The sequence below is a fragment of the Chryseobacterium ginsenosidimutans genome (genome assembly GCF_024807225.1).
Classification (GTDB): Bacteria; Bacteroidota; Bacteroidia; order Flavobacteriales; family Weeksellaceae; genus Chryseobacterium; species Chryseobacterium ginsenosidimutans.
In genome coordinates this window covers 4,114,626-4,131,361 of the sequence record NZ_JANUCO010000001.1, presented here as the reverse complement: position 1 = coordinate 4,131,361, position 16,736 = coordinate 4,114,626, and the positions used below count along the sequence as shown (strand labels likewise).

The 16,736-nt window shown below is 35.3% G+C and carries 14 protein-coding genes and 2 pseudogenes; 10 read left to right on the top strand and 6 right to left on the bottom strand.

The window, feature by feature from the left end:
• Positions 1 to 47 precede the first annotated feature (47 nt).
• The 5 genes and pseudogenes from J3D55_RS19310 to J3D55_RS19290 all read left to right on the top strand — a co-directional run bounded on the left by J3D55_RS19310 (position 48) and on the right by J3D55_RS19290 (position 3,870).
• Complete coding sequence (locus tag J3D55_RS19310) at positions 48 to 683, top strand: DUF4241 domain-containing protein (protein WP_259133500.1); 636 nt, start codon at positions 48 to 50, stop codon at positions 681 to 683.
• A gap of 87 nt (positions 684 to 770) precedes the next feature.
• On the top strand, positions 771 to 1,661 hold the full coding sequence (locus tag J3D55_RS19305; protein WP_259133498.1) for a PfkB family carbohydrate kinase: 891 nt from the start codon (positions 771 to 773) through the stop codon (positions 1,659 to 1,661).
• An 88-nt stretch (positions 1,662 to 1,749) separates the two neighbouring features.
• Positions 1,750 to 2,590: pseudogene (locus J3D55_RS19300) on the top strand (alpha/beta hydrolase family protein).
• A complete protein-coding gene (locus J3D55_RS19295; protein ID WP_259133489.1) occupies positions 2,591 to 3,235 on the top strand; it encodes an HD domain-containing protein in 645 nt (214 codons plus the stop codon).
• A gap of 41 nt (positions 3,236 to 3,276) precedes the next feature.
• A complete protein-coding gene (locus J3D55_RS19290; protein WP_259133487.1) occupies positions 3,277 to 3,870 on the top strand; it encodes a hypothetical protein in 594 nt (197 codons plus the stop codon).
• An 80-nt stretch (positions 3,871 to 3,950) separates the two neighbouring features.
• Here the strand turns inward: J3D55_RS19290 and J3D55_RS19285 are convergent, their stop codons facing one another.
• On the bottom strand, positions 3,951 to 4,181 hold the full coding sequence (locus tag J3D55_RS19285; protein ID WP_259133485.1) for a hypothetical protein: 231 nt from the start codon (positions 4,179 to 4,181) through the stop codon (positions 3,951 to 3,953).
• A gap of 192 nt (positions 4,182 to 4,373) precedes the next feature.
• Entirely contained in the window at positions 4,374 to 5,264 is an 891-nt protein-coding gene (locus J3D55_RS19280) for a DUF72 domain-containing protein (RefSeq protein ID WP_259133482.1), read from the bottom strand.
• Between the two features lie 373 nt (positions 5,265 to 5,637).
• On the opposite strand from J3D55_RS19280, the gene J3D55_RS19275 reads away from it, so the two are divergent.
• Positions 5,638 to 7,335: a T9SS type A sorting domain-containing protein gene (locus J3D55_RS19275; RefSeq protein ID WP_259133480.1), complete on the top strand. Its 1,698-nt coding sequence runs from the start codon at positions 5,638 to 5,640 to the stop codon at positions 7,333 to 7,335.
• A 130-nt stretch (positions 7,336 to 7,465) separates the two neighbouring features.
• On the opposite strand, the gene J3D55_RS19270 is transcribed toward J3D55_RS19275, so the two are convergent.
• The 3 genes from J3D55_RS19270 to J3D55_RS19260 form a co-directional block, all read right to left on the bottom strand.
• The gene (locus tag J3D55_RS19270) at positions 7,466 to 9,133 is read right to left on the bottom strand and encodes a ribonucleoside-diphosphate reductase subunit alpha (protein ID WP_259135164.1); all 1,668 of its coding nucleotides are present in this window, start codon (positions 9,131 to 9,133) and stop codon (positions 7,466 to 7,468) included.
• Positions 9,134 to 9,208: 75 nt separating this feature from the next.
• Complete coding sequence (locus J3D55_RS19265; protein ID WP_259133478.1) at positions 9,209 to 9,874, bottom strand: DUF4145 domain-containing protein; 666 nt, start codon at positions 9,872 to 9,874, stop codon at positions 9,209 to 9,211.
• A 6-nt stretch (positions 9,875 to 9,880) separates the two neighbouring features.
• Positions 9,881 to 10,855 carry a ribonucleotide-diphosphate reductase subunit beta gene (locus J3D55_RS19260; protein ID WP_259133476.1) on the bottom strand — a complete coding sequence of 325 codons (975 nt, stop codon included), beginning with the start codon at positions 10,853 to 10,855 and terminating at the stop codon, positions 9,881 to 9,883.
• A gap of 426 nt (positions 10,856 to 11,281) precedes the next feature.
• Here J3D55_RS19260 and J3D55_RS19255 point away from each other — a divergent pair, with 426 nt between their 5' ends.
• From J3D55_RS19255 to J3D55_RS19240, 4 genes and pseudogenes are all read left to right on the top strand, one after another.
• On the top strand, positions 11,282 to 11,971 hold the full coding sequence (locus J3D55_RS19255) for an ABC transporter ATP-binding protein (protein ID WP_259133474.1): 690 nt from the start codon (positions 11,282 to 11,284) through the stop codon (positions 11,969 to 11,971).
• 117 nt (positions 11,972 to 12,088) lie between these two features.
• The gene (locus tag J3D55_RS19250) at positions 12,089 to 13,318 is read left to right on the top strand and encodes an ABC transporter permease (RefSeq protein ID WP_259133472.1); all 1,230 of its coding nucleotides are present in this window, start codon (positions 12,089 to 12,091) and stop codon (positions 13,316 to 13,318) included.
• Between the two features lie 50 nt (positions 13,319 to 13,368).
• Positions 13,369 to 14,638 (top strand): annotated as a pseudogene (locus J3D55_RS19245) (ABC transporter permease).
• Between the two features lie 56 nt (positions 14,639 to 14,694).
• A complete protein-coding gene (locus J3D55_RS19240; RefSeq protein ID WP_259133462.1) occupies positions 14,695 to 15,897 on the top strand; it encodes an efflux RND transporter periplasmic adaptor subunit in 1,203 nt (400 codons plus the stop codon).
• 458 nt (positions 15,898 to 16,355) lie between these two features.
• Here the strand turns inward: J3D55_RS19240 and J3D55_RS19235 are convergent, their stop codons facing one another.
• Positions 16,356 to 16,733 carry a Fur family transcriptional regulator gene (locus tag J3D55_RS19235; RefSeq protein ID WP_259133460.1) on the bottom strand — a complete coding sequence of 126 codons (378 nt, stop codon included), beginning with the start codon at positions 16,731 to 16,733 and terminating at the stop codon, positions 16,356 to 16,358.
• Between the last annotated feature and the right edge of the window lie 3 nt (positions 16,734 to 16,736).

Sequence of the window (16,736 nt, the reverse complement as noted above, 5' to 3'; positions counted from 1 at the left end):
TATAAACCTTCAAGGTTTTTAAAACCTTGAAGGTTTCACAAAATAAAATGACACACATAGACAACATTAAAAAACTATTCTCAAAAAACTTCATAGAAAATCCGTTACTGGAAAGTTTTGAAGTTGGAAAAATCTATCTTTCCGGTGGAAAACTGGTAGCTTGTGATCCTTTGATTACAAATGATATGAAACCTTTTTCTATCGAATTTCCAAAGGGTGATTTTTCTGTTTTATTACACAAAGAAAGAGAAAGTAATTGTGTAGCGTATGCCGAAATTATTTTCAGTACCGCCGAAATTTCAAAGTGGGAACTGGCAACAACGGAAGGTCAGATTGTAAAAGATTTGGAGGAAGGAGAAGTTTTCGGATATCCTGTGGAAAGCGGGATGGGATGCTTCATGGATGTTGATACACAAAGCAGTCTGAATAATCTTGAACAAAAGCTGTATCATAGCAAAGGAGCAGATTTTATGGGGATTTATGAGGAGTTTTTCCACGAATATTTTTTTGATGAAAACGGAGCGATCGATCAATATGCGTTTTTAAAGCCCTCTGAAGATCATCCCGGAACTATTCTTGCTTTTGAAACAGGATATGGGGAAGGTTTTTATGCAAGTTATATCGCTTACGATAAAAACAATTCACCAGTGAAAATAGTGACTGAATTTATTGAAATTAGTTGATTAAAGTTAACTATATTTGAAACACAGTTTCTTGTAATATAAATTTATCAGAATCAACACAAAACAATTAAACCAATATAAAACACAATGAATTTCTCATCAGAACAACCGAAAATTATCGTTGTAGGTAGCTCATCGATCGATCTTGTCCTTGAAACTGAAAAAGTTCCATGCAAAAATGAGACGGTTATTGCCCAAAATTCCGAGAGTTATTTTGGAGGAAAAGGTGCAAATCAGGCAGTTGGAGCAGCAAGATTGGGAGCAAGTGTATATTTCATTGGTTGTGTGGGGATGGATCCTCTTGGTCAGCAGATTATGAGGAATATGGTGGGTGAAAATGTGAATGTAGGCTTCGTTTACGAAACAGATCAGGAAGCGACAGGAACGGCTTATGTTACGACTTCCGAAGGAAATGCAGCGATTGTTGTAGTTCCGGCTGCCAACAATTATTTAAGCATCGAGCATGTAGAATCTGCAGACAAATATTTTCACACGGTAGATCTTGTTCTTCTTCAGTTGGAAGTTTCAATGCAAGTGGTTGATTATACGGTGAAAAAAGCCAAAAAATATGGTAAAAAAGTAGGCTTATATGCTTCTCCTGCACAAAAATTAAGTAACGATATTTTGGAAAATGTAGATTTCATTGTGGTAAAAAGTAATGAGCTGCACATTGTTTTTGGGGAAGATCAGACAGAAGATATTCTTAAAAAATATTTCAATAAGGTTTTTGTAAGAGATGATATCAATTCCACCGTTTATTTCGACGGAACGGAAATGAAATACTGCAGAAACGACAATGATAAAAACAGTTACAAAATGGGAATGGGAGACGCCTTTACAGCAGGATTTGCTGTTGCTTTGTGCCACAAAAATTCTATTGATGACTGCGTGAAGTTCGGAAACGAGGTTTCTGCAAAGGTTTCTGCTAAAAAAGGTTCACAAACAGGACTTCCCAGAGTTTCCGATTTCTTTTCATAAGCTATTTGCTACATATCGAAAGTTTTAAACTTAACATAAAATACAAAGTAAAATTTCCACTTTTATAGTGGATTTTTTCTTTTATCATATGGAAAATTTGACGTTAAAAACGCAAGATAATATTTCAATCGCTACTCATCTTTTTTTACCTGAAAAAAGTAATAACAAGCTTTTACTGATTAATTCTGCGACAGGAGTGAAGCAGCAGGTTTATTTTTCTTTTGCCCAATATTTTTCTGAAAAAGGATTCACGGTTTCTTACCTACGATTATCGCGGAATCGGACTTTCAAAACCAAAGAATATGAAAGGTTTCAATGCTTCCATGAGAATTTGGGGATCGAAAGATTATAAAACCTTGACGGATTATATTAAGATTAATTTTAAAGAATATCAAAAATATTGTCTCGGACATTCGGTTGGCGCTTTAATTCTGGGGATGAATCAGGATTCTGAGATGTTTGAAGAATTTATTTTTGTGGGAACTCAGAATGCTTTCGTGGGAAATTTGAAATTTAAAACGAAAATCGAAGCCTATCTCGGTTTTGGAATTGCTCAGCCTTTAACTACCGCATTGTTAGGTTATTTCCCGGGAAATTGGTTTGGGCTCGGAGAAAGTCTTCCAAAAGATTGTGCATATGACTGGAGAACCTTAATTTTAAACAAGAAATCAACCAACGGTTTGTTAGAGAAAATTGATGATTATTCTAAAAATTTAACACAGAAAGTATTCGTAATTCGGGCAGAAGATGATGTTTGGTTAACCGAAAAAGGGGTGAAAAGTCTGCTGAATGATACCTATCCGAATCTTAAGCCAACCTACAGATTAGTGAAAACTTCCGAGTCTGAAAAAGGGGAAATCGGGCACGTTAATTTTTTTAGAAGCTACAACAAAAATCTCTGGAATATTATTTTAAATGAATTGATATAAATGAAGAATCTGATCGAAAACACAATTGAATTTGTAAAGGAAAAACTGGAAGGCGCAGAAGCAGGACACGATTGGTTTCACATCGAAAGAGTGTGGAAACTGTCTAAAAAAATCGCGGAAACAGAAGATTGTAACCAAGAAGTGGTGGAATTGGCAGCTTTGCTTCATGATATTGCCGATCCGAAATTTCATAATGGCGATGAAACTCTTGCATTAAAGGTTTCAAGAGCGTTTTTAGAAGGCGAAAATGCTTCGGAAGAAGTAATTGAACAGGTTTTATTTATCATTAAAAATATCTCGTTTAAAAATAGGGGAGAAGTTCCGGAAAATCTTCCGATTGAGCTTAAAATTGTTCAGGATGCAGACCGAATTGATGCCATTGGTGCGATTGGAATCGGGCGGACTTTCAATTTCGGAGGTTTTAAAAATAATCCGATGTACGATCCTAATGTGGAACCAAAACTGAGTATGTCAAAGGATGAATACAAAAAATCAAACGGAACGACCATTAATCATTTCTATGAAAAACTCCTGTTGCTAAAGGATTTGATGAACACAGAAAAAGGAAAAGAAATCGCAGGTGAAAGACATGATTTTATGCTGAAATTCCTCGATCAGTTTTATAAAGAATGGAATGTTGATTAGCATTCTTTCGGGAAACCTTTTTAAATAAGTATCTTTGCACTATGGTATTTGTGGTTTTGCTTATTTTCTGGGCGTTGTTTTTTTCTCTTATTCTGTCAAAAGTAAAAAGGGGAAGAGGAGCTGAGTGGGCAAAAATTTTCCGAATTATTACTTTAGTTTTTGCCATTTCTTTCTTTACGTATTGGTTTATTAAGAAAAGTTCTGTGGGGATTGTAAAAGATTCCGTGGCTTTACAGGTGATCAATAAACTTCCGCAGCCATTGGATTTTTATGTGATTATTCTGAATAATTCTGATGCCAATAAAATAATTGAAACGAAACACATCGGGAACATCCGTCCGGAATATTTCAGAATTGAATATCTTACCATGGATACTTCTGATGAATACTGGGTTGTAGGATATCTGGGAAAGAAAAATCTGGTGTATTTTTCACAACATTCTCTCCCGAATAAAAATATCGATCAAATTATTGAAGTTCAGAACTATATCAACCAAAGCGCAAGGCTTTCCGATCTTGCTAAGAAGCAGGTTGAAGCCTACAATTATGAAAATGTAAAGGTGGGAATTTGGGTGACGCTCGATTTTCTTCTGCTGTTTCTCAATTTGGTTTTATTAGTCAGAAAAAGAAGATAAAAAAAATCCCAACTTGTAAATTCAGGTTGGGATTTTTAGTTTTTATAATAATTTTTTCAGCTTTTTATTTTCCTTGAAATTTAAGGATAATCCAAAATCAGCATGATTCTTTCTTTAAATTCTTCCGGGCAGTTTTTTACAAGTTTGTCCTTGTTTTGTTTACTGATTTGCGTGGGTTCCAGCCATTCTGTAACGCCAGAATTCAGGCTGCTGTTGTCATAGGCTCTTTTTATCGTTTCATCTTCATAAAATGTATATTCATCGCCGAGCCAATTGGTTGTAATACTTATTGTACAAATTTCCTTTTCCATGTCATTAAGTTTTTAGAGTGTTCAATATTCATTAGTTTATCGTACTCTCTAATTTACTATTTTTTACAATACAAAAGGTTGGTTATCAGTTAATTTTTTTTCAATTAAAAAAGTGAATTATTTTTATTAAAAATGTATTTTTTACCGATTTTTATCCCACTAATTAGTGAATAAAATAATTATTATTAGATTTTAAAATAAAGTGGCTGTATTTTCAGTTGCCATTTGAGGGATGAGAATGTCGGTTTTCCATTCATCATTCAACTTTTTGATGAAATAAGCAGACAAAAGAGGAGAAGCTTTTTCTATATTTTGATGTACGAAAAAGTACACATTCTGCAATCCTTCTTTTTTCCATTTTGTAAGGTGCTTCATCCAGTCATCCAACCTTGCATAATCGCTCTCTGCATTGGCTCCTACATAACGAATGAACGCATTGGGAGTCGTAAGTCGCATATGAAGCATATCTCTTCTTCCGGCAGTATCTACGATGATATTGGTGATGTTGTTCTCTTCAAAAAGCTGACAGGTTTTGTCTAATATTTCTTCATCTGTGAACCATTCCGTATTTCTTAATTCAATAGCAAGCGGAACTTCTTTCGGCCATTTATTAACAAATTGTTCTAATCTTTCGTAATCTTTTGGCTTGAAATTATCATGAAGCTGAAGAAAAACCATTCCTAATTTTTCATCAAAATTCAAAACTGCTGTGGCAAATTGGGTCACGACATCATCAATATTTAGAAGCCTTCTGAAATGCGAAACCGTATTGGTAATTTTCGGGAAAAATTTGAAATCAGCTGGGGTTTTTTCTTTCCAGGTTTGTACCTGTTCCGGAGTCGGCATTCCGTAGAAAGTAGCATTCAGCTCGATCGAGTTGAACTGAGTGGCGTAATACGTCAATTCGTCTTTTGTTCCTTTCGGGTAAAATCCTTTCAGATCGGTTTTATTCCACTTTGCGCATCCGATAGAAATAGTTTCCAGCCCTTTTTTGTTCTGGCTTAAAATTTCTTTGGTTTTCGGGTGATCTTTGGGTAATGTAAAATCTATTTTTGAAGGATCTTCTACTTGTCCGAATTTCATAGCTGCTTTTTTTAAGAATTAAACACTTAAACAAATATAAAACAAAAACCACAGAAAATTCTATCGTCTTCGTCTGAAAAAAATGATTGCTTTTATGAGTTTTTCTTTGATAATTTTTTTCAAATTTCTATTTTATCGTTTTTTTTGTTAGCAATGATAAGAAAATATGTTATTCAATTTGGTTTTTTCAGGCGAAAAGATTATGATAATTGAAAAAAATATTCTCCTTTTTTTAAAGTTAATTTACAATGTAAGATGTTGATTTATAGCTGCTTTATTTTCTTGCTGTATGTATCATATTTCCCGAATTTTAATAGTATAAACATTGTTCTTAATAAAAATGTGAAATATGTTTACAATAAAATTTATACATATGAAAAGAATATTGATTTTTGGTTCTATGTTGTCTGCTGCATTTTTGAGTGCACAAAACTATTATGGAACAGAACTTATAGGGGAATCGGGTATCAACTCCGTTTCCAAGTTGAATAGAGTAGGTAATAAAATTATTCTGAGTGGTTTTGTAGGAGGAAATATTACAGGTAATTTTCCCATAGCTTTCAAAGGCGGAAATGCAGATGGTATCATTACAAGCATTTCGGCGACAGATGGAGCGATCCAATGGGTAAAACAGTTTGGAGGTGGATTTGATGAGGTAGTAACAGATGCTACCATCGATGGTGAAGGAAATTACTATGTAACAGGATATTTCATGGGAGCGGGTGCTACTTATGGTTTGGATGCAGATCCGGGACCGGGTGTTTATACACTTTCTGTACCGTCTGCGATAGCCAATCGTGATATTTTTATTGTTAAGCTGAATAGTACCGGTGATTTTGTCTGGGCTAAACAAATTAGTACCCCTACCGGAGCAGGAAATGATGATGCTACAGTGATAAAAACAGATTCTGCGGGTAACGTTTATGTTGCAGGAAGCTATGTTTCTGCAGATTTTGATCCGGGACCGGGAACAGATGTTCATACAATTGCTTCCGGAAGTGGAAATGGATTTATTGTAAAACTTACTAGTCAGGGAGATTTGACGTGGGTAAAAACATTAGATGGATCCAGTTCTAAAAAGATTAATAATATGGTGATCGATGCTCAAGACAATCTTTATGTAGTAGGGCATTTTCAAGGAAATATTGATCTGAATCCTGATCCTACAGCAACAGATATAAAAACAACTGCAGGAAATTTTGATACGTTTGTTGCCAAATATGATTCTTCCGGAAGCTATCTTTGGGGACAATCTTATGGTGGAACAGGATCTGATACGGCCAGCAAAATTTATTTAAACGGAAATAACCTATATACAGGGGGTTGGTTTAGCAATACAGTAGATCTGGATCCGAGTGCAGGAACTAACAGCTTTACGTCTACAGGAGGATCGGATGCTTATGTATCTAAATTCAATACAGATGGTATTTATGTTTCAAGCTACGTGATTGCAGATTCTTCTACCGGTTCTAATGAGATTAGAGATATTGTAGCAGATGGAAGCGGAAACCTTTACTTAAGCGGTACTTTCCAGTCGAGTGTAATTGGTGCGAACTCTTATACAAGCGCAGGAGCAGCCGACAATTTTTATTTGAAGCTAGATCCTACTATGAATTTCTCTGGGATTTATATTGTAGGGGGAACTCAAGGACAAGGCTCACCGCTTATACAACCTCTTACGGGAACCAAATTTGTAGGAGTAGGAACAAGTAGCGGTACTGCAGATTTTGATTATACTGCCAATACTTCTGCGGTAACCGGCACGACTGCTTCTACCTACACTTATATAACAAAATTTGATTTTGAAACTACGATGTTAGGAGTAAGTGATATTGATAAAAAGTTTGATTTCTCCGTATACCCAATTCCTGCTAAAGACGATCTGAATATCAGATCGGAACGCAAAATAAAATCTGCTTCTGTTTTCAGTATGGACGGTAAAAGAGTTTATAATATTGAAAAACAAGATATTAAAAATGTTAATGTTTCAATGCTTCCAACGGGAACGTATTTCCTGCAGGTAAAAGATGAAAAAGGGAATATTAATCAGACTAAATTTATTAAAAATTAATATTTCTCTATAAATCAAATTAATATGTAGTGTAATCTGCTGTAGATAATTTTTACAGCAGATTTTTTATTAAAAAAATAAATAGCACGCTTTTCGGCGTGCTATTTTATATAGATGTTTATTATTTGCATTAAGCTTCACAAGCCGAACAAGAAACAAAATTCACCATCATTTCCTTAGAAACAGAAGAGCTTCTTTGGTAATAAAGAGTTTTTACTCCTTTCTTCCAAGCTTCGATGTAAAGATAATTTACATCTTTTACCGGCATTGTAGAAGGAATCTGCAAGTTCAGAGACTGAGCCTGATCGATATATTGCTGTCTCTGTGCTGCCTGAGAAATGATCTCCATCGGAGAAATCTCTTTGAAAGTTTTGAATACTGCTTTTTCTTCGTCAGTTAATTCTTTCAAATGCTGCACAGAGCCGTGATTCAACATGATTGTTCTCCATGTTTCTTCGTTGTCTAGACCTTTTTCTTCTAATAATTTTGCCAGATATTTGTTCTTACGCATAAAGTTTCCTTTTGCCAAACCAGCTTTATAATAATTAGAAGCAAACGGCTCAATTCCCGGAGAAGTCTGTCCCAAAATTGCAGAACTTGAAGTGGTAGGAGCAATCGCCATTGTTGTGGTATTTCTCATTCCGTACCCTTTTAATATTTCCGGTTCACCGTAGATATTCGCTAATTCTCTTGAAGCAATATCTGCTTGTTCTTTGATGTGTTTGAAAGCTCTTGCATTAAATTGAGTTGCCTCAAAACTTTCAAACGGAATCATATTTTTCTGTAAATAAGAATGGTAACCTAAAACTCCTAATCCAAGCGCTCTGTGACGCATTGCGAAGTTTCTTGCTCCTTGTAAGTAATAGTTTCCTTCAGTTTTTTCGATAAATTCTGATAAAACGGCATCAAGGAAATAAATAGCCAATTGTACAGCGTTGGTATCTTTCCACTCGTCGTACAATTCTAAGTTCATAGAAGACAGGCAACAGATGAAAGATTCTTCTCTTGTAGAAGGAAGCATGATTTCCGAGCAAAGGTTACTTGCATTTACAGTTAAGCCTAAATCCTTGTAAACCTGTGGTTTATTTCTGTTTACGTTATCTGTAAAGAAAATATAGGGAAGACCTTTTTGCTGACGGCTTTCCAATACTCTTGCCCAGATTTTACGCTTATCCATATCGCCATCGATCATATCCTGCATCCAGTAATCCGGTACGCAAATTCCTGTAAACAAGTTCTGGATCGGACTTCCGATGTCTTTAATAGATAAAAATTCTTCAATATCTCCGTGGTCAATATCAAGATAAGCGGCAAAAGCACCTCTCCTTACGCCACCTTGAGAAACAACGTCCATCGCTGTATCAAACAATTTCATGAAAGAAACTGCTCCCGACGATTTTCCGTTATCCGTTACCGCAGTTCCTCTGTTACGAAGTTCTCCGAAATATCCCGAAGTTCCGCCACCGATTTTCGTCTGCATGATCACTTCACCCATTTTGTGAGTAATTCCTTCAATGCTGTCGGGAATGTGAACGTTAAAACAAGAAATAGGAAGACCTCTCTGCGTTCCCATATTTGCCCAAACCGGAGATGAAAAACTGATCCATCCTTTCGTTATCATTTCCTTGAAGGCTGCCTGAAGTTCCGGTTTATATAATTTTTTGGCTGCTGCAGTTGTAATTCTGTCGATCGCTCCGTCTACAGTTTCTCCTTTTAAGAGATATCCTCTGTTCAGCATTTGCTCAGATTCTTCGTTGAGCCACCATATGTTGTTGTTTTGTTCGTCCATAGATTTTATATTTTCGAATTCCTGAGCGGGTTTATTGCTCAGGAATTTTGTTTTGGATTAATTTTTTGGTAACGGAAGGATAGCTTAACCTTCCATACTATTTATAAATGTTTCAGTCAATAGTTCAGATTCTACCCAATTTACGGATAATTTTATTAATATTTTCAAATCAGATAAATCTTTACTTTCCCATTTTTTCACATAATGCGTGTGGTCATTTCCTAACCATATAGCTCTTTTTGTTGTTTCTTTGATTCTTAAATCGCTTACAAAATCATTTATACATTTTCCCAAAAAGGCTGATTTTATTTGTTCTTCTTTATCAGGAATTTTATTAATTAAATAGTCCTTTATAAGAAACTCTAATGCTTTTCTATAACCAACTCCACAAATTTCTAATAAATCATTTTGTTCAGCAAAATATGCTTCATTATAAATTTTTACAAATGATGGAGAAAGTTTTATAATTTCATCATTAAAAATTTGTTGTTTAGGTTTTATTTTGAAAAATCTTTTAAAATAAAAATGACCAGAATTATTTTCAGTTAAATAATTTCCAACAAAACTTGTTTCACAATAAGGATCTGGGCAAGTTAAAAGAGCAGATATTTGTATTAAATCATTACTAAAGGCGGCACCATTATAATTAGGTATTATTTTCTTATGACAAGAAGGGCAATCATTAGGATAATCAACTAAAATAGCAGAACTATCATTATTGGGATAACGAATTATTTGATAATACATCATTCTTTTTTAAAACAAATCATTTGCCGTAATACTCTTATCGTGCTTCGTATAATCTACCGGTCTTTTTGCAAAGAAATCATCCATAGAATTGGCAAAAACTTCCTCTTCGAACCAAACCATTGGTCTGTATTGTTCTGGAGAAACATTGTATTTTGTGTTCATGTTGATTTTCTTTAAACTGTCGTCAACACGGTATTTCATGAAGTTTAAAAGATCTTCTTTTGAGAAAACGCTTAATTCTCCTAATTCAAAGATCCAGTCAAGGATTTCGCCTTCCAGTTCTATAGATTGATCTACCAAAGTATAGATGTCTTCGATGTCAGAATCAGTTAATAGATCAGGTTGCTCTTCACGGATTTTGTTGATTAAATAAATTCCCGCATTCGCATGAATTTGCTCATCAATAGAAGTCCAAGCGATGATATTAGAAACATTTTTCATGTATCCTTTAAATCTTGTGAAAGAAAGGATGATCGCAAATTGTGAGAAAAGCGATACGTTTTCAATCAGGATACTGAATAATAAAAGAGAAGAAACATATTCTTTCGGTGTCGTAGAATTGGCGTGCTTAAGAACGTTTGATAAGAAATCAATTCTCTTTTTTACGGCAGGAATTTCTATAACATTAGAGAATTCTTCGCTATATCCCAATACTTCTACCAAACGGGAATACGCTTCAGAATGACGGAATTCGCATTCTGCAAAAGTAGCTCCAAGACCGTTCAGTTCAGGTTTTGGCATGTGGTTGTATAGGTTTCCCCAGAATGTCTTTACAGACACCTCGATCTGTGCAATCGCTAGAAGTGCATTTTTTACGGCGTGTTTTTCATGCGGCTCCAATTGCGAATGAAAATCCTGAACATCTGCAGTAAAATCCACTTCCGAATGTACCCAGAACGATTTGTTGATCGCCTCTACGAATTGAAGAACCTCAGGGTATTCAAATGGCTTGTAACTTACTCTCTTATCAAAAATTCCCATATTAATAATGTCTTAAAATTAAAATAATTAGATCACTGTGGATAAAGTTCAAAAAATAGTCAACATTCTGATTTTTTGTAACTTATAAGTGAAAGTTATCAACCGAGAAAGCGATTTATTTTTTGTATTGTGCAAGCACAAAGTTCGAAAAAAAGAACTGTATTTGAAAGGGGGAATGAGTAAATGATTGAGTTTTAACCTTAAAAGTTTTCCACATTTACATGCAGACCGCTTAGATATTGACTTACACAGTATTATCGTCCCAAAATGGGGACTATTGGTGATTGCTAGTTAAACAAAAAATTAGAAAGTACCATGAATAAAGGTTTAGATAACTAAACAAGAATAAAAACAAAGAATTTTCCATTATTCGTAACAAATTAAAAAATATATCTACTTATAGGATATAAAATCATACATCACTTCATGTTAGTAATTCAGGATTTACATAAATCGTACGATACAGGGAAAAGCAAGTTGCACGTTCTCAAGGGAATTAACCTAAATATTTCTGAAGGCGAGTTTGTTTCCATCATGGGAAGTTCCGGTTCAGGGAAGTCTACGCTTCTTAATATTATTGGTATTCTTGATGAAAAAGATTCCGGGACTTACGAATTGGATAATGTTCCGATCGAGCATTTATCTGAAGTGAAAGCTGCAGAATACAGAAGTAAGTTTTTGGGATTCATTTTCCAGTCTTTTAACTTGATTGGATATAAAACGGCTTTGGATAATGTAGCCCTTCCTTTATATTATCAAAATATGCCGAGAAAGGAGCGTAACCAAAGAGCTATGGAATATTTGGAGAAAGTAGGACTGGCTGAATGGGCGACTCACTTACCGAATGAGCTTTCCGGAGGTCAGAAACAAAGGGTTGCCATTGCGAGAGCTTTGATCACGAATCCAAAAGTTGTTCTTGCGGATGAGCCAACCGGAGCTTTGGATTCTAAAACGACGCATGATATTATGAAACTTCTTCAGGATATTAATAACGAAGGAAAAACAATCATCGTTGTAACCCACGAACCCGATGTAGCGGCACAGACAAAAAGAAACGTCATTCTGAAAGACGGAATCATTGAAAGTGATGAATTTATAAAGCAGATTGTTTTATAAGTCTGGAAGCTGGAGGTAGGAAGAATGAAAAGGAATAAAGAATTTTAATAATAAAAATAAATCTGCGGAAAGATTGGAGACTTCCATCATCAAGCTTCCCGCTTCAAATCTAAATATATGTTCGACCTAGATCGTTGGCAGGAAATATTCAGTTCTATTCGCAGTAATGTATTGCGAACGGTACTTTCCGGATTTACCGTGGCTTTGGGTTTATTTATTTTCATCGTGCTTTTTGGGATTGGAACTGGGTTGCAAAACGCTTTTACACAAGGTTTTACGAGAGATGCCCAAAACCTGATTTCAATTGTTACCGGGAAAACAACCATTGCCTATAAAGGACTTCAATCCGACAGAATCGTTACGATGAATAATTCTGACTACGATTTCCTTGTGAATGTAGATAAAGAAAATGTAGGAAGCTCTACACCGAGATACACCGCCAATTTATTAGTTAAATACGGTAAAGAAAGCGGAAATTATCAAATTAACGGAGCTAAACCCGAAGAACAAATCATCGAAAACCGAAAAATGCTGGACGGTCGTTATTTGACGCCGACAGATTTGGATAGAAAACAAAACGTTGCCGTAATCGGAAGAATGGTGCAGCGTGATTTAATTAAAAACGGAAGTCCTGTCGGAAAAGAACTGGATATTAACGGAACCATGTTCAAAGTGGTCGGAGTTTTCTCTGATGACGGTGGCGACTTTGACGAAAGACATATCACCGTTCCTATCACGACGCTGCAGCAGATGAAGAAGGGTTCTGATACGGTAAGCATCAATTATATCGCTTACAATGAGAAACTTAATCCGCAACAGGCGATAAAATACGGTGACGAATTAAAAGAAAGATTAAAAGCCCGCAAAAATGTCTCTCCCGACGACGAAAACGGAATAAGAGTCTGGAATAATGCCCAAAACATGAACGATACCTTCACTTTCATGGCGGTTCTTACAGCCATTGTAGGATTTATCGGAATGGGAACTTTGTTGGCAGGAATTATCGGGATCAGTAATATCATGGTTTATATCGTAAAAGAAAGAACCAAAGAAATCGGGGTAAGAAAAGCAATTGGTGCAAAACCAGGAAGTATCGTTGCTCTTATCGTTCAGGAAAGTGTGGTAATTACCGTTATTTCAGGATTTGTGGGAGTAGGATTGGGAGTTTTAGCATTAAACTTAATTGGCGACCGCCTTGAAGAATACTTCATTAAAAGCCCGAGTGTAGGTTGGGGAACGATTATCATGGCATTCGTGGCATTGGTTTTTTCAGGATTAATTGCAGGATTTGTACCAGCATACAGAGCATCAAGAATTAAACCGATCGAAGCACTGAGAACGGAATAATCGCGAGAAAAATTTATACTTCATCATTTACAATTTATAATTAAATAAAAGTGAACATAATATTTAAAAAGGATACTTGGCAGGAAATTTATTATTCATTGAGGAATAATAAGCTTCGAACATTCCTTACCATGATTGGTGTGGGTTGGGGTATGTTTTTGTATGTGAGTTTGCTTGGAGCGGCAAAAGGAATGGAAAATGGTTTCGACAAGTTGTTTTCAGGATTTGCAACCAACTCTATTTTCCTTTGGGCTCAGAATACATCGATTCCTTATGACGGTTTCCCGAAAGGCAGACAAGTACATCTGAAGCTTGCAGACATCGACATGCTAAAAAGAAAAATTCCGGAAATAGATTATATTTCTCCTCAGAACTCCAGAGGAAATTTCGGAAATGCGGGTGAACAAATGTCTAAAAACGGGAAGTCGGCGACTTATACGTTGAATGGCGATTATCCTTTAGGAAACAAAATTTCAGAGAAAAAATTGATCTTCGGAAGATATCTTAACGACGCAGATATTTCAGGAAATAAAAATGTAGTGGTAATCGGAGAAGAGGTTTACAAAAACTTTTTCGATGCCAAAAAGAATGAAAATCCACTTGGAAAATCTATTAATATTAAAGGAATTTTCTTTAACGTAATCGGAGTTTTCAGAGTGAAAAAAGGCGGCGGACTGGAAAATGACCAAACGGTTTTTATCCCGCTTTCCACCTTTACAAAAATGTACAACAACGGAGATAATGTAGATTTCTTCGCCATTGTAAGCAAGCCGAATGCAGATGTAAATAATGTAGAAACCAAGGTAAAGCAGCAATTAAAATCAAAAAATAATGTTTCACCGGATGATACGAATGCTTTCGGAACTTTTAATCTTGGAAAAGAATTTAAAAAACTGACAGGGTTTTTAACAGGAATGCAGCTTTTAACCATCATTGTAGGAACATTAACGATTCTTGCCGGTGTAATTGCCATCTCGAATATCCTTTTGATTACGGTAAAAGAAAGAAACCAAGGAAATCGGGATCAGAAGAGCTTTGGGCGCAAAACCTTCGGAAGTAAGAAACCAGATTTTGCTGGAAAGTGTGGTGATCACGCTTTCGTCCGGATTACTCGGGTTCATGTCGGGGATTTTTGTCTTAATGATTTTGGATATAGCAACCAAAGGTCAGGATTCTTTCCCGTTCTACAATCCGACGGTAAATTACGTAAACGTTTTTGCAGCGATGGCGGTAATGGTAATTTTAGGATTAATCATTGGGATGATTCCGGCGCAACGAGCAGTGAAAATCAGACCAATTGAAGCATTAAGATCAGAATAATTGACGATTTAGCAATAATTAAATAAACTTAGTTAAATAAAAAATAAACTATACATATGAAAAAGAAATTCACTTGGAAAAAAGCCATCTATATTGTCTTGGGGCTTTTATTTGCAGTGGCATTGTTCTCAGGAATCGGTTATCTTATAAAGTCCAATTCTAAAGAGAGTGAGGCTTTCCTTACCAGAAAACCGTCTGTGCAGAACATGGATGATAAAGTGATGGCAACAGGAAAAATTGTTCCAAAAGAAGAAATCGAAATCAAACCAAATATAGCGGGAATTATCGATAAAATTTTGGTAGATGAAGGAGATAAAGTGATTGCAGGACAGCTGATCGCAACGGTAAAAATTATTCCAAATATTGCGGATGTAAACAGTGCGCAACAGAATGTTGATAATTCTGCACTTCAGATCAGCAATGCAAAACTGAATGTTGAAAACATGCGTAAGCAATTCGAAATGCAGGAAAAACTGTATAATCAGGGAGTTGCTTCTAAACAAGAATATCTGAATTCTCAACAACAATTATATTCTACGCAACAGACTTTAAAGAATGCAAATCAACAATTAATAACGGCGCAAAAAACATTGCAGATTGTAAAAACGGGTTCAACTCCTGAATTGAAAGGTTTAGCAACAACACAAATCCGTTCAAAAGCTTCAGGAACAGTTCTTGAAGTACCTGTAAAAGTAGGAAGTCAGGTAATTGAAGCTAACTCGTTCAACGCGGGAACAACAATTTGTTCGATTGCAGATCTTAGTTCATTGATTTTCCAAGGAGAAATTGATGAAGCTCAAGCTGGGAAATTAACGCAAGGAATGGGAATGAATATCGTAATCGGTGCTCTTCAAAATAAAACTTTCCCAGGAAAACTGACGATGATTGCTCCGAAAGGAAAAGATACTAACGGAACGATAAAATTCCCTGTTGAAGGCGATGTTAACAATCCTAATAATGAATACATCAGAGCAGGATTTTCTGCCAACGGAGAAATTGTTTTAAGCTCTAAGAAAAACGCTTTGCTTTTGGACGAATCATTGGTTCAGTACGAAAAAAAGAACGGAAAAGATATTCCTTTTGTTGAGGTTAAGCAAAAAGACGGAAAATTCAAAAAAGTCTATATAAAGCTTGGAGCAAGCGATGGAATCAACGTTCAGATTCTTCCGGGATCTGGAATCGACAAAAATTCTGACGTGAAAGTTTGGAATCCATCCGATAAAGACAAAGAAGAATTGAAAGAAAAAACAAAGAAATAGTAAACTGACACTATAAATTTTTAAACTGTAAATCCTGAGATATTTTCTCAGGATTTTTTATTTAATTGAACAGATTATTTCTCATTCAAAACGAAATGTAATGGTTTGAAAATGTATTAGTTGTATGTATTTTAAAAGTTATTCACAAACTTATCCACAGAGTTATCCACAAAATTTTGATAGTTAGAAATAAACACGTAGTTTATCATTCCGGTAGGAATCTAAGCAAAGTTATTATAAAGTAACATGGAAAGATTCACACCTAGATTCCTGTGGAATGACAAAATTGGTGGAAAATTATAGTGCAAAATAAGAGTAATGTACACCTTCATATGAATCTTGGACTACGTTTATGTAATTTTGGAAGATGCAGAAGAAAAAGACTAACTAGAATGAAAAAATATCAAAAATTAGAACAGAAATAATCAGTCAAAAATTTGAATTGTCATAAAGAATTTTCAACTCGAACAATCCTTGCAATACCCCGAAATAAAGCCATTAAAGGTCACCGATTCATATCCTTGTGGTAATTTCACATCCACTTCATTCGGTAAGCATTCAATCTTTCCGCAAGTCAGACATTTAAAATGGAAATGATTGTGTTGATGCTTCTTTTCGGAACAATTAATACAAAAAGCAAAATAGAACTTTCCATCGTCGCCCAGAATTTTGTGAACGATTCCGTCTTCACAGAAACTGTTTAAAACCCTGTAAATCGTTGCCCGATCTACCGCTTCTCCCAATTCTTTCTGTAAAATTTCCTGACTCACCGCAGATTTTGAATTCTTCAAAGAATCCAGAATCAACTGTTTTGTGATGGTATTTCTCTTTGCCATACT

Bases quoted from the DNA above. Each gene is read 5' to 3' on its own strand.
- J3D55_RS19310 (WP_259133500.1), top strand. From the start codon at position 48: ATGACACACATAGACAACATTAAAAAACTATTCTCAAAAAACTTCATA.
- J3D55_RS19305 (WP_259133498.1), top strand. From the start codon at position 771: ATGAATTTCTCATCAGAACAACCGAAAATTATCGTTGTAGGTAGCTCA.
- J3D55_RS19295 (WP_259133489.1), top strand. From the start codon at position 2,591: ATGAAGAATCTGATCGAAAACACAATTGAATTTGTAAAGGAAAAACTG.
- J3D55_RS19290 (WP_259133487.1), top strand. From the start codon at position 3,277: ATGGTATTTGTGGTTTTGCTTATTTTCTGGGCGTTGTTTTTTTCTCTT.
- J3D55_RS19285 (WP_259133485.1), bottom strand. From the start codon at position 4,181: ATGGAAAAGGAAATTTGTACAATAAGTATTACAACCAATTGGCTCGGC.
- J3D55_RS19280 (WP_259133482.1), bottom strand. From the start codon at position 5,264: ATGAAATTCGGACAAGTAGAAGATCCTTCAAAAATAGATTTTACATTA.
- J3D55_RS19275 (WP_259133480.1), top strand. From the start codon at position 5,638: ATGAAAAGAATATTGATTTTTGGTTCTATGTTGTCTGCTGCATTTTTG.
- J3D55_RS19265 (WP_259133478.1), bottom strand. From the start codon at position 9,874: ATGATGTATTATCAAATAATTCGTTATCCCAATAATGATAGTTCTGCT.
- J3D55_RS19260 (WP_259133476.1), bottom strand. From the start codon at position 10,855: ATGGGAATTTTTGATAAGAGAGTAAGTTACAAGCCATTTGAATACCCT.
- J3D55_RS19255 (WP_259133474.1), top strand. From the start codon at position 11,282: ATGTTAGTAATTCAGGATTTACATAAATCGTACGATACAGGGAAAAGC.
- J3D55_RS19250 (WP_259133472.1), top strand. From the start codon at position 12,089: ATGTTCGACCTAGATCGTTGGCAGGAAATATTCAGTTCTATTCGCAGT.
- J3D55_RS19240 (WP_259133462.1), top strand. From the start codon at position 14,695: ATGAAAAAGAAATTCACTTGGAAAAAAGCCATCTATATTGTCTTGGGG.
- J3D55_RS19235 (WP_259133460.1), bottom strand. From the start codon at position 16,733: ATGGCAAAGAGAAATACCATCACAAAACAGTTGATTCTGGATTCTTTG.